Raw genomic sequence first — 12,582 nt, 5'->3', positions numbered from 1 at the left:
TCGAACCACTCCGGCCGGGCCAGACCAGCCAGCCACCGCGGGGCCGCCACCGCCAGCGCGTTCAGCGCAGCCCGCAGCGTCTCGACGACCGACTCCAGCCGGTTGACCTCCCGCACCGCCGCCAGGACATGCGTCGCGTCGCTGCGCTGCCGTCCGCCCGCCTTGAGCAGACCGGCGCCCGAGGCGCTCTCCAGCACCGCATCCAGCATCCTCGCCTCCACACCGCCGGTGATCAGCCGGTCCCTGAACTCGCTGAGCACCGAGAAGTCGAAGCCGGAGTCGGTCAACTCCAGGCCCAGGGCGTACTTCCAGTCGATACGCGAGCGCACCGAGTGGGCGGCCTGCCGGTCCGACAGCCCTTCCGTGAACTGCAGCACCAGGACCATGGCCAGACGGCCGGGCGAGGCCGCGGGCCGTCCCCGGTGCGAGAACAGCCCGGCGAACTCCGCATCGCTGAACACCGGGCCCAGCACATCCCGCACCCGAAGCGCCAAACACCCCTTGGGGAAGGCAGCGCGGGCCACCCGCGCCGTCTCCTCAGGCACCTCTCCCAGCGCCCCCGGACGCAACGACACCTTCAGCCCCCTCACACGCAACGTCGGTCTCTACCACCAACCCGGTGGCACAGACCGATGTCACGCACGCAGAGGCATTCACCAACAGTGTCCGCGAAGGCGGAGCCGCCCCCTCGTTGTCGGTGCCGGGTGCTTCCATGGACGTATGAACACCGAACAGGCGGATCCCGCCGAACTGGCGGCCCTGCGGGAGGCCTTCGCCGTGGCCGACGGCGGCGCGTCGGCGCTGGGCTGGGAGGCCGTGCACGCCTTCGAGAAGCAGCACGGGGTCGTGCTGCCGGAGCCGTATCGCACGTTCGTGGCGGAGATGACCGACGGGTCGTATCAGGGGCCACCGGAGTACGGGATGGTGGGGCTCGCCGAGGGCACCGAGAAGCAGGTGTTGGGCAAGCCGTTCCCCTTGACGCAGGGGTGGCTGTGGGAGGAGGACGACGGGCCGTACGACGACCCCGAGGCCGTCATGGACCAGGTCGGCGACCATGGCTCGGTCGTCCTCGGAACCGACGGCTGCGGCATGTTCTGGCACCTCGTCGTCACCGGCCCCCACCGCGGCCACATATGGCACATCACCGATGTGGGCGCCATGCCCTTCGGCGCCGAGTTCGGCTACACGACCTGCGCGTCCGGCTTCGCCGCCTGGGTCGCTCACTGGGCCGCGGGGAAGGAGTGGTTCGACGCCGAGTGAGTTCAGAGCGCGTCCACCAGCGCCCGCACCTCGTCGGGGGTCCTCAGCTCTTCGCGCCGCACGATCAGTTCACGGCCGAGGAGCAGGGCCCGCCGGGACGCCGGGACCGGGTCCGGGAGGGTCGTGAGGTCGGTGAGGTGGGCGAAGCCGATGATCCGGCGGACGATCTCCGTGCCGGCGAAGCCGACCGCGTCCGTCCACACGCGGCGCAGGAAGCGGTCGAGGTAGGCGTCGTCGAAGAAGGTGTCGACACGGGTCGGCCACAGCCGGCGGAACTCCGTCTCGAACGCCTCCCAGGACAGCCGGAGTTGCTCGGCGTGGTCCTGCGAAGTCCCCAGCGCCCGCGCCCGCTCCTCCGAGACCAGGGCGTTGGCCCAGTACAGGCCGAGGTCGTAGCCGATCGGTCCGACGAAGGAGAACTCGGGGTCGAAGACGCGGACCACCGGGGCGCCTTCGCGCTCGCCCACCATGATGCTGCCGGTGTGCAGGTCGCCGTGGAGGAGGGCCTGGGCGCCGGTCATGAAGGTGTGGCGGAGGTCGGCGACCTCGGTGCGCAGCCGGGCGTCGGCGCGGAAGGCGGTGGCCAGGTCGTCGAGGTCCGGGTGCCAGTGGTTGTGCTCGTGCTCGAGGTAGGGCTCGGAGAGGACGACATCCTCGGTGATCTTGCAGAGTTCGGGGTTCGCCGAGATCGCGAGGAGGGCCTTGCGGTCGGCGGAGGTCATACCGAAGTCGCTGGTGGCGAAGGTGAGCTGGGCGACGAACTCACCGATGCGGGCGGAGGTGTGCGGGCCGTAGGGGGCGCCCTCGTTGAGGGCGGTGCGCAGGACCTCCAGATCGGAGAGGTCCTCCATGACGAGGGCGAAGTGCTCGGGGTCGTAGCCCTGGACCGCGGGGATCTTGTCGGGCGCGACCTTGGCGACCTGTTCGTAGGCGCGGGCCTCGGCGTCGGCGCGGTCGGGGCTGAGCGGCCAGGAGGGGCCGGCGACCCGGACCCAGGGCAGGGCCTGCTTGAGGGCGAGGCCGCGGGTGCCGTCGGCGTTCGAGGCGAGGAAGACACGGTTGATGTTGCCGTCGGACACCTCCCGGACGGTGATGTCCTCGCCGTCCGGCCAGTGTCCCCGCTCGCGCAGGTACGCCGGGATGTCGTCGGTCTCCAGGACGCGGTAGCCCATGGTCGGTGAACTCCCTTATGCGGTGCGGCGCTTGGACAGGGTGAAACTGAAGACCAGGGCGAGGATGAGGACCGCGCCCTCGACGACGTCCTGGGTGTAGTACGGCAGGCCCTTGATGGTGAGGCCGGTGGTGATGATGCCGATCAGGACGGCGCCGAGCGCGGTGCCCCACACGTTGGGGCGGCCCCGGCCGAGCACGGAGGTGCCGACCAGTGCCACGGCCACCGCTTCGAGCAGCTGGGAGGTGCCCGCCGACACGTCGCCCTGGCCGATGCGGGAGGCGAGGATGAGTCCGCCGACGGAGGCGAGGACGCCGGAGACGACGTAGGCCAGGGCGCGGTAGGCGCCGACACGGATGCCGGCGAGACGGGAGGCCTCGGGGTTGGCGCCGATGGCGTACAGGATCCGGCCCCAGCGGGTGCGGGCGAGGAAGACCCAGGCGGCGACGGTGAGGGCGCCGAAGATCAGCACGGAGACCGGGACGCCGAGGACGGTGCCCCGGTCGATCTTCAGGAAGCCGTCGGTGAACCTGCCGGGGGCGGTGGAGCCGTCGTCCAGGGTCATGCCGGGGGTGATCGACTGGCCGTCGACGAGGATCAGTTTGCTGCCCTGGATGACGAACATGGTGCCGAGGGTGGCGAGCATGTCGGGGATCTTCAGGACGACGATCAGCAGGGCGTTGAGCAGTCCGGCGAGGGCGCCCGCGACCAGGACGGCGAGGATCGCGACCGTGCCGACCTGGTTGAAGACGACCATGGTCTGGGCGGCGACGGAGACGCCGAGTCCGGCGACGGCGCCGACGGACATGTCCATTCCGCCGACGGCCATGGTGAGGGTGACGCCGAGGCCGAGGATCGCGGCGACGGAGACGTACCGCAGGGTGTCGAGGAGGGTCGCCGACTCACGGAAGGAGCCCTCGGTCAGCGCGAAGTACAGGAAGAGCGCGACCGTGACGAAGATGAACCCGTACTTGATGACGGCGTTCTGGACGCGTGCGGCCGTGGCGGGGGCCGGCGGGGTGGCCGCCTTCGCCGGGGCCTCGGTGCTCTGGGTGGTGGTCATGGGGTGCTTTCCCGGGACTTCGTGGGGCGGGCCGGCGTCAGACGGACGCCGAGATGGTCTGGATGACGCGGTCGCGCTCGGCGTCCTCGCCGTGGGCGTCGAGGTGGATCTCGCCGGCCGCGAGGACGACGACCCGGTCGGCGATCTCGAGGACCTCGTCGACGTCGGCGGACAGGACGAGGACGGCGGCGCCCTCGGCGGCGAGCGTCCGGGCCCGGCGGCCGATGTCACGGCGGGCGCCGATGTCCACTCCCCGGAACGGCTCGTCCAGGATGAGGACGCGGGGGGTCTCGGCGAGCCAGCGGCCGACGACGACCTTCTGCTGGTTGCCGCCGGACAGCTCCTCGACGGTGCTGTGCTCGTCGCGGGTGACGACCCCGAGGGCCTCGACGGTGGCCCGGCCGAGGGCGTCCTCCTCGGACCGCCGGACCAGGCCCGCGCGGGAGAGGGACTTCAGGAACGGCAGGGAGACGTTCTGCGCGATCGACCAGCCGGGCACGAGGGCGTCGGCGTGCCGGTCCTCGGGGACCAGATGGACGCCGGCCCGGATGGCGTCGGCGGGGCGGCGTGGGGCGTAGGCCGTGCCGGCCAGTTCGACCGTGCCGGTGGTGAAGGGCTCGGCACCGAACAGGCCGCGGGCCAGTTCGGTCTTGCCGGCGCCCAACAGGCCGACGACTCCGGTGACTTCGCCGGTGCGCAGATCGAGGTCCAGGGGTGAGCGGCCGTCGAAGAGGCGGACGCCCCGCAGGGACAGCACCACGTCTCCTTCGGCGCCCTCCCGGACGGGCCGGGCCGTGGTCGCCTCCTGGGCCTGGGCGAGCATCGCGCGCAGGGCGGCGTCCCAGTCGAACGGCCGGGCCTGGTCCTCGGTGAGGAGCCCGTCGCGCAGGACGACCAGCCGGTCGGCGAGCGCGTCGATCTCGCCGAGGCGGTGGGAGACGTAGAGCACGGCGATGCCGTCCTCGCGCATCCTGCGGATGAGCGCGAAGAGACGGTCCGCCTCGGCGGCGGAGAGCGCGGAGGTCGGCTCGTCGAGGACGAGCAGCCGGGGCCGGGTGGCCAGGGCGCGCGCGAGGATCAGCAACTGCCGGTCGGAGATGCCGAGTTCGGTGACGTCCTGCTTGAGCACGGCGTCGCTCCAGTCCAGGCCGAGGCCCGCCTGGATCTCGCGGGCTCGGGCAAGGGTGGCACGGCCGCCGAGGAAGGGGTTGCCGCGTTTCTGGGCGAGTTCCTCGAAGACCAGGTTCTCGGCGACACTGAGGCCGGGCACGATGCCCTCACCGATTCGCTGGTGGACGGTCTGGATGCCCAACTGGCGGGCGGCGAGCGGGGACTGGAGAGCCGCGGGTTCCCCGGCGACCCGCACCTCGCCCCCGTGGTCCGTGTGCACGCCCGACAGGATCTTGATCAGGGTGGACTTGCCGGCGCCGTTCGCGCCGAGCAGCGCGACCACGCTGCCCGGGGCGATGTCCAGCGAGACGGAGGCGAGGACGGTCTTCCCGCCGAACGCCATGCTGACGTCGGTGAGGGCGACCGCCGGCGTCTCAGTGGGCGACATTCGAGATCCAGTCCGCGGTCGAGACCTCCGACAGGTTCAGCGCGGGCAGCGCCGCGCGGAGTTCGTCCATGTTGGCGATCTTCTTCTCGCGCAGGAAGTCCTGGGTGATGGCGACGGCCGGGAACTCGACGGAGGTCTTGTTCAGCTGTCCGGCCAGCTCCAGCGCGGTGGTGCGGACGACGGCCGCGCCGACGGCGGAGGGGTCGGTGCCGGCGGTCGCGACCCAGGGGCTGTCGGTGGCGGTCATCTGCTGGATGTCGGCGTTGGAGACGTCCGCGCCGAAGACCTTCACCTTGTCCTGGAGCTTCTTGTTCTGCACGGCGAGGACAGTGCCCTTGGCGAGCTCGTCGTAGGGGGCGAAGACGCCGGCCACGTCGGCGTGCTGGGTGAGCGCGGCGGAGACCAGGGGAACGTTGTCAGTGGCGGTGGAGTCGGTGACCTTGCCGACCTTGAACTGCTGCTTCCAGCCCTCGGAGGCCACGGTGGACTTCCAGACGGTGTCGCGCTTGTCGAGGGCCGCGTAGCCGGCGACGTTGACATAGCCGACCTCGGCGTCCTTGCCGACCTCCTTCGCCATCACGTCGAGGACGGCCTTGGCCATGCTCGCGTCGTCCTGCTTGGTGGAGACGACGCCCTTCGTGGCGGTCTCGACGTCGTAGACGACGACCTTGATGCCCTTCTTCACGGCCTTGTCGATCTCGGGCTGGATGGTCGCCGGGAAGCCGTGGTCGATGATGATCGCCTGGGCGCCGGAGTTGATCGCCGAGGACAGGTCGGTGGCCTGCTTGGCGTTGTCGGCCTGGGCGTCGTACACGGTGAGGTCGATCCCGAGGGCCTTGGCCTGGGCCTTGGCGCCGTTGCCCCACTGCTCGAAGTAGTCGCCTGCGCCGCTCTGCCGGACCAGGGCGACCTTGACGGTGCCCTTGCTGAAGGGGGCGGGCTTCTTGCCGGTGGCGGCGGAGGCGGAGGCCGCGGTGTCGCCGGAGTCCTTGGAGGCGTCCGAGGACTGGGAGCAGCCGGACAGGACGAGGGCGGAGACGGAGGCCAGCGAGAGCGCGGCGAAGGGCAGACGGGTACGGGACATGACACGGCTCCAGGGCGGGGTGGCGCAGAAGAGGGAAGGCGAAGGGAGTGCGTGAGCCCGGAGCGGGGGACGGGAACGAGCCACCGCGCGGAGAGCGGGGAACGCCCGGGAGAACACGGGCGCGTCAAAGCTCCGGGAGAGGTCAGCGACAGCTGGCCGTGGTCGACCGGAGCAGGTCCACGTACAGCCGCCGCACGAGCAGCAGCGTCTTCATAGGGAGATCATGAGAACGTTTTCAGCCACCCGTCAAAGACATGGACACCTAATCTCACCATACGAGACAACGATTACGTCACAGGCGGCCCGTCCCCCGTCGGGAGTTACCATCGGCGGACCGGCACCCGTCCCGGCAAGTGAGGCCCCGATGACGACACCCTGCGCGAACGCGCTGCGCATGCCCGGCATGCGGCGCTGTCCCGGCGCGCCGTGTCGCGGCTGAGTGACGTTCCACCGCCGCCCCTCCCCTCACGCCGTACCCGAAAGATTCCGTCCGGTTCCGTCTCGGTATCCGGACATCCCTTCCAGACAGCTGGAGTTGCCCCCATGACGCTGCTGACGAGCTGGGCCGAGTCCGGCCCGGAGAGCCTGGTCCGCCGCACCTCCGACCCCGCCGAGATCGCCGAGGCGCTCAAGCCGCTGGGCGTGCGCTACGAGCAGTGGCCGATCCGCGAGGACGTCCCCTTCGACGCCGACAGCGACACGGTGTTCGCCGCGTACGGCCCGGAGATCGAGAAGCTGAACGCGCAGGAGGGCTTCACCACCGTCGACGTCCTCGGTCTGCACCCGAGCGACGACCCGGAGTACCCGGTGAAGGCGAAGGCCGCCCGCGAGAAGTTCCTCCAGGAGCACACGCACGACGACGATGACGAGGTCCGCTTCTTCGTCTCCGGTTCCGGCATCTTCTATCTGCACGTGAACGGCGAGGTGCACGCCGTCTACTGCGAGAAGGGCGACCTGCTGGGCGTGCCGCGCGGCACCACCCACTGGTTCGACATGGGCACGAAGCCGTCCTTCACCGCGATCCGCTTCTTCCACGAGGAGGACGGCTGGATCGGCACCTTCACCGGTTCCCCGATCGCCGCGCGCTTCCCGGACTACGACACGATCGCCGCCGGGTACGCGGCCGACAAGGGTGCCGCGTGACCCTGCACGGCCCGCGCTTCGACGTGGCCGCCGTGGTGCTCGACATCGAGGGCACCACGAGCGCCACGGGCTTCGTCGTCGACGTGCTCTACCCGTACTCGCGCGCCCGGTTCGCCGAGCTGCTCGGCGAGCGGGCCGCCGAGCCCGCCGTGGCGCGGGCGATCACCCAGGTGCGGGAGCTGACCGGTGAGCCGGACGCCGACGCGGCCGCGGTCGAGAAGACGCTGAACGCCTGGCTGGACGACGACCGCAAGGCGACCCCGCTGAAGACGCTGCAGGGCATCGTCTGGTCCGAGGGGTTCGCCCGCGGCGACCTCGTCTCGCACTTCTACGACGACGTCGTCCCGGCGCTGCGCGCCTGGCACACGGCGGGGCTCGGGCTGTACGTCTACTCCTCCGGCTCGGTGCCGGCGCAGCGGGCGTGGTTCACCCACAGCCCGGAGGGCGACCTCACGCGGCTCGTGTCGGGGCTGTACGACACCGAGAACGCGGGACCCAAGCAGGAGCCGGCGTCGTACCGCCGGATCGCGGAGGCGACCGGGACCGCCCCGGACCGTCTCCTGTTCCTCTCCGACCGGCCGGGCGAGCTGGACGCGGCCCGCGAGGCCGGCTGGCACACCGTCGGGATCCGGCGGCCCGGGGAGCCGTACTACGAGCAGGGCGTCGGCGACCACGCGCAGGCGGGGACGTTCGACGAGATCACCGTTTCGAGGAGCACCACGTGAGCACCGACATCTCCGCACTCGACCTGGAGGAGGCCGGCGCGGTCCTCGCCGCCGAGTCCGCCCGGTTCGCCTCCTTCGGCTGGATGCGGGGCACCTCGGGGAACCTCTCCGTGGTGCTCTCCCGCGACCCGCTGCGGCTCGCGGTGACCGCGAGCGGCCACGACAAGGGCGAACTGACGCCCGCGGACGTGGTGCTGGTGGACGGTCAGGGGGCGGCGGTGCGGGGCGGCAGGCCGTCCGCCGAGGCCGAACTGCACGCGCGGGTCGCCGCGCTGACGGGCGCCGGAGCCGTGGTGCATGTGCACACGGTGGCGTCCGTCGCGCTGGGCCACCGGCATCCCGGCGGGATCGTCTTCAGGGACCTGGAGATGCTCAAGGGCGTCGGCCAGCCCGCCCACGACGTCGAGGTGACCCTGCCGGTCATCGCCAACAGCCAGGACATGAAGGTGCTCGGGGACCGGCTGGAAGCGGCCCGTGAGCCCCGGATGCCGGCCGTGGTCGTCGCCGGGCACGGGCTGTACGTGTGGGGGGAGAACCCGCGCCAGGCCCGCCATCACACCGAAGTCGTCGAGTGGCTGCTGGAGTTGGAACTCACCCGCCGCTGAAGCAGGAAAAGAAAGAAGGGATCTCCGGGCCGGAGATCCCTTCTTTCTCTGCCTGCTTCAGCGGCTACTTCAGCCGATCGCCCGGGAGTTCGCCCGCCGAGACCTCCAGCACCCCGCGCTCGGTGACCAGACCGGTCACCAGCCGCCCGGGTGTCACGTCGAAGGCGGGGTTGTGGCCCCGCGACCCGGCCGGAGCGGTGCGGACGCCGGCCCACTCCAGCACCTCGTCCCCGCCGCGCAGTTCTATGTGGATGGCGTCGCCGTCCGGGGTGGCGAGGTCCACCGTGGTCGTCGGTGCCGCCACCAGAAACGGGATGCCCGCGTCGGCGCAGGCGAGGGCCACGCCCACGGTGCCGACCTTGTTGGCGGTGTCGCCGTTGGCGGCGATCCGGTCGGCGCCGACGATCGCCGCGTCGACCTCGCGGCGCAGGATGGTGCCGGCGGCGGCCCCGTCGGCCTGGACGTAGTGCGGGATGCCCTCCTGGACCAGTTCCCAGGCGGTGAGGCGGGAGCCCTGGAGGAGGGGGCGGGTCTCGTCGGCGTAGACGACCTCGACGCGGCCGCGGGCGTGGAGTTCGCGGATGACGCCGAGGGCGGTGCCCCAGCCGGCGGTGGCGAGGGCGCCGGTGTTGCAGTGGGTGAGGATCCGCAGCGGCCGGTCCTCGCCGACCCGCTTCAGCAGCCAGTCGGCGCCGAAGACGCCCATCGCGCGGTTGGCCTCGACGTCCTCGCGCTGGACGGCGGCCGCCTCCTCGAGGACCGCGTCGAGGCCCTCGTCGAAGCGGGTCATGACGCGGTCGACGCACACCATCAGGTTGACGGCGGTGGGCCGTGCCTCGCGCACCCGTGCGACGGCCGCGCGCACCTCGGCCCCGGTCCAGCCCTCGCGCTCCCCCTGGAGTATCGCGAGGGCGACGCCGTAGCCGCCGGCCGCGCCGATGGCGGGGGCGCCGCGTACGACGAGCCGCTGGATCGCGTCCACCAGTGTGTCCACATCGCGGACATCCACGGTCTCGTTGCGGTGCGGCAGCACCGTCTGGTCGATGAGCGCGAGGCTGTTTCCGGTCCAGGCGACAGCACGCAGTTCCTGGGACATATCGGGACACTCCTGATGATCCGGTGGTGTCCGCCACCGTACATGACCTGGGAGAACCATAGTTCGAGACAGTCGCGCACCTGTCCGGAAACGGGTGTTACAGTCCAGCACCCAGTCCGCAGACCGAGACGAAGGAGGAGACGCATGATGCTCACCCAGCGCCGTTTCCTCGACTTCGGCCGGTGTGCCGGCGACGGCTGTCGACGCTGAGGCTCTCTCCCGGCTCCCCGTCACCCCTCTGAGGCTCTCTCCCTTCACCCGCTCACCGCCGAGCGTGGCTCGCCGTACCTCCGGAAGGTTCCCCGATGTCCCGCAGAACCCGTCGCACCCTCCAGGCCGTTGCCGCCACCACCCTTCTCGTCGGCGCCGCCACCGCGTGCAACGCCGCCGCCAAGAACGACGCCTCCGACAGCGCGAGCGGCGGCAGCGGCAAGTCCTTCACGCTCGTCACCCCGGACGCCGTCGGGCAGAACGAGTTCCTGAAGCTGGCCGTGACCGGCATCAAGGACGCGGCGAAGGCCCACGACGGCACGCAGAAGGTCTACGAGTCCACCGACTCCGCCTCCCAGCAGCAGAACGTGCAGGCCGCGGTGGACGCCAAGCCGGACGTCATCGTCCTCGTCGGCTTCGAGTTCGCCGACATCGTCGCCCAGCAGGCCGAGAAGAACCCGGCCCAGCAGTTCCTCATCGTCGACGCCTGCACCACGAAGACGTACAAGAACGTCAGCTGCGCGGTGTTCCGTGAGCACGAGGGTGTCTACCTCGCGGGCGCCGAGGCCGGACTGCTGAGCAAGTCGGGCAAGGTCGGCGCGGTGGACGTGCTCGACACGCCCCAGTTCCGCCGCTACAGCGACCCGTTCGCGGCCGGTGCGAAGCAGGTCGCCGCGAAGACCGAGACGTCCACCCGGTTCGTCGGCGGCCAGTCGCCGTTCGACGACTCGGCGCGGGCCAAGGAGCAGGCGAACACCCTGCTCGCCAAGGGCTACGACCAGATCATGGCGGCCGCGGCGGCGGGCAACTACGGCGTGTTCGAGGCCGCCAAGGCCAAGGGGGCGTACGCGTACGGCGTGGACGTCAACCAGTGCCCCTCGGCGCCCGGCACGGTCGTCGACAACGTGATCAAGCGCACGGACGTCGCCGTCGAGAAGGGCATCGAGTCGGTGCTGGGCGGCACGACGGGCACGACCGTCTCGTACGGCCTGAAGGAGGGCGGCATCAGCCTGACCGGTCTGGAGGACGGCGTCGACTCCTCGAAGTGCGTGATCGCCGACCACAAGGACGTCCTGACGAAGGTCGAGGCGCTGCGCGACCAGATCGTGTCCGGAGAGCTGAAGGTCGATGACCCCGCCGCCTCCTGAGTCCGCGCTCGCGGTCGAGCTCCGGGGAATCACCAAGCGGTTCCCCGGCACGCTCGCCAACGACGCCGTCGATCTGAGCGTCCGCCGGGGCGAGATCCACGCCCTGATGGGCGAGAACGGCGCCGGCAAGTCCACGCTGATGTCGGTGCTGTACGGCATGGAGCGTCCGGATGCCGGGACGATCCGCGTCGAGGGCCGGGACGTGACCTTCGCCAGCCCGTCGGCCGCGATGGCCGCCGGGCTCGGCATGGTCCACCAGAGCTTCAAGCTGTTCGACTCGCTGACGGTCGCCGAGAACGTCGTGTACGCCGCCGAGCCGCGCCGCTTCGGCCTGGTGGACCGGGCCGCCGCGCGGCGCCGGGTGCGCGAGCTGGCCGAGGAGCACGGGCTGGCCGTCGACCCGGACGCCCGCGTCGGTGAGCTGCCGGTCGGGCTGCGCCAGCGGGTGGAGATCCTGAAGCTGCTGCACCGGGGCGCGCGCACGCTGATCCTCGACGAGCCGACGGCCGTGCTCACCCCGGCGGAGGCGGACGCCCTGTTCGCCGTGCTCAAGTCGCTGACCGCGCAGGGCCGTACGGTCGTCCTCGTCACCCACAAGCTGCGTGAGGTGCTGGAGGGCTCGGACCGGGTGACGGTCCTGCGGGACGGCCGGGTCGTCGCCCGGCTGGTCACCGCGGACACGACCGCCGACGAGATCGCGGCCGCGATGACCGGCCGGTCGGTCGAGCTGGACCGGGTGCACGCCCCCGGCACACCGGGCGAGGCGGTCCTCTCCGTCGAGGACCTCGCCACGGACGCCGTCCACGGAGTGGACCTCCGTGTCCACGCCGGGGAGATCGTGGGCATCGCGGGAGTGGCCGGCAACGGACAGAGCGAGCTGGTCGGGGCGCTGGCCGGGCTGCGGCCGGTCGCCGCGGGCCGGGTCACGCTCCGGGGCGAGGACATCACCCACGCCTCGGCCGCCGAACGCCGGACGAAGGGACTCGCCTACGTCCCCGAGGACCGCCACGCGGTCGGTACGGCGCCCGCGGCGACGGTCGCGGAGAACCTGGCGATGGGGCATCACCGTACGTCCCTCTCCTCCCGCGGGCTGCTGCCGCCCGCCGCCGTCCGCGCGCACGCCCGACGGCTCGTCGAGCGGTTCGGGATCAAGGCGGCGACCACCGAGGTGCCCGCCTCGGCGCTGTCCGGCGGCAACCTCCAGAAACTGCTGATCGGGCGGGAACTCGCCCATGACGCCCCGCTGCTGCTCGTCGAGCAGCCCACGCGCGGGGTGGACATCGGCGCCATCCAGAACATCCACGACCAGCTGATCGCCTACCGCGACGCCGGTCACGCCGTCCTGCTCGTCTCGGCCGAGCTGAGCGAGATCCGCGGGCTCGCGGACCGGGTCCTGGTGATGTACGAGGGCCGCGTCGCGGCGTCGTACACCAAGGACGAGGCGGACGAGCGGACGCTGGGCCTGGCGATGGCGGGCGCCGCCGCCCCGGCCCCGGAAGCGGCGGAGGCCACGGACTGA

12 protein-coding genes are annotated in these 12,582 nt (G+C 71.4%); 6 read left to right on the top strand and 6 right to left on the bottom strand.

Translation table 11 applies throughout. The features are described 5' to 3' along the window. Positions 1 to 575: transposase (locus tag ABZ490_RS31490; protein ID WP_358997461.1), on the bottom strand; the 575-nt coding region annotated here is incomplete at its 3' end. 145 nt (positions 576 to 720) lie between these two features. On the opposite strand from ABZ490_RS31490, the gene ABZ490_RS31485 reads away from it, so the two are divergent. Beyond that, positions 721 to 1,260: an SMI1/KNR4 family protein gene (locus tag ABZ490_RS31485; RefSeq protein WP_358997458.1), complete on the top strand. Its 540-nt coding sequence runs from the start codon at positions 721 to 723 to the stop codon at positions 1,258 to 1,260. A gap of 2 nt (positions 1,261 to 1,262) precedes the next feature. Here the strand turns inward: ABZ490_RS31485 and mtnK are convergent, their stop codons facing one another. Genes mtnK through ABZ490_RS31465 form a run of 4 tightly spaced genes read right to left on the bottom strand, consistent with a single transcriptional unit; the run spans position 1,263 to position 6,136 of the window. Then, on the bottom strand, positions 1,263 to 2,432 hold the full coding sequence (gene mtnK / locus ABZ490_RS31480) for an S-methyl-5-thioribose kinase (RefSeq protein ID WP_358997455.1): 1,170 nt from the start codon (positions 2,430 to 2,432) through the stop codon (positions 1,263 to 1,265). A 15-nt stretch (positions 2,433 to 2,447) separates the two neighbouring features. Continuing rightward, complete coding sequence (locus ABZ490_RS31475; RefSeq protein ID WP_358997452.1) at positions 2,448 to 3,494, bottom strand: ABC transporter permease; 1,047 nt, start codon at positions 3,492 to 3,494, stop codon at positions 2,448 to 2,450. 37 nt (positions 3,495 to 3,531) lie between these two features. Continuing rightward, on the bottom strand, positions 3,532 to 5,052 hold the full coding sequence (locus ABZ490_RS31470; protein ID WP_358997449.1) for a sugar ABC transporter ATP-binding protein: 1,521 nt from the start codon (positions 5,050 to 5,052) through the stop codon (positions 3,532 to 3,534). Beyond that, positions 5,039 to 6,136, bottom strand: a complete 1,098-nt coding sequence (locus tag ABZ490_RS31465) for a substrate-binding domain-containing protein (RefSeq protein WP_358997446.1) — start codon at positions 6,134 to 6,136, stop codon at positions 5,039 to 5,041. Before ABZ490_RS31465 ends, ABZ490_RS31470 begins: the two co-directional genes overlap by 14 nt. Positions 6,137 to 6,679: 543 nt before the next feature. Between ABZ490_RS31465 and ABZ490_RS31460 the strand changes: the two genes are divergently transcribed. The 3 genes from ABZ490_RS31460 to mtnB are packed head-to-tail and all read left to right on the top strand — an operon-like array spanning position 6,680 to position 8,609. Then, positions 6,680 to 7,279, top strand: coding sequence for a cupin (locus ABZ490_RS31460; RefSeq protein WP_358997443.1), 600 nt, complete (start codon positions 6,680 to 6,682; stop codon positions 7,277 to 7,279). After that, on the top strand, positions 7,276 to 8,004 hold the full coding sequence (mtnC, locus tag ABZ490_RS31455) for an acireductone synthase (RefSeq protein WP_358997440.1): 729 nt from the start codon (positions 7,276 to 7,278) through the stop codon (positions 8,002 to 8,004). Before ABZ490_RS31460 ends, mtnC begins: the two co-directional genes overlap by 4 nt. Then, the gene (gene mtnB / locus ABZ490_RS31450) at positions 8,001 to 8,609 is read left to right on the top strand and encodes a methylthioribulose 1-phosphate dehydratase (RefSeq protein WP_358997437.1); all 609 of its coding nucleotides are present in this window, start codon (positions 8,001 to 8,003) and stop codon (positions 8,607 to 8,609) included. Before mtnC ends, mtnB begins: the two co-directional genes overlap by 4 nt. A 64-nt stretch (positions 8,610 to 8,673) precedes the next feature. Here mtnB and mtnA read toward each other — a convergent pair whose 3' ends face one another. Then, positions 8,674 to 9,705, bottom strand: coding sequence for an S-methyl-5-thioribose-1-phosphate isomerase (gene mtnA, locus ABZ490_RS31445; protein WP_358997434.1), 1,032 nt, complete (start codon positions 9,703 to 9,705; stop codon positions 8,674 to 8,676). Between the two features lie 305 nt (positions 9,706 to 10,010). Between mtnA and ABZ490_RS31440 the strand changes: the two genes are divergently transcribed. Together ABZ490_RS31440 and ABZ490_RS31435 are read left to right on the top strand one after the other, a co-directional pair. Beyond that, on the top strand, positions 10,011 to 11,063 hold the full coding sequence (locus ABZ490_RS31440) for a BMP family ABC transporter substrate-binding protein (RefSeq protein ID WP_358997431.1): 1,053 nt from the start codon (positions 10,011 to 10,013) through the stop codon (positions 11,061 to 11,063). Continuing rightward, positions 11,044 to 12,582, top strand: coding sequence for an ABC transporter ATP-binding protein (locus ABZ490_RS31435; protein WP_358997428.1), 1,539 nt, complete (start codon positions 11,044 to 11,046; stop codon positions 12,580 to 12,582). The genes ABZ490_RS31440 and ABZ490_RS31435 overlap by 20 nt, the downstream gene beginning before the upstream one ends.

The sequence above is a fragment of the Streptomyces sp. NPDC005811 genome, assembly GCF_040630405.1.
In the GTDB taxonomy this organism is placed as follows: Bacteria; Actinomycetota; Actinomycetes; order Streptomycetales; family Streptomycetaceae; genus Streptomyces.
Note: the sequence above shows the minus strand (reverse complement) of the source record. Positions and strands in the feature narration are given on the sequence as shown.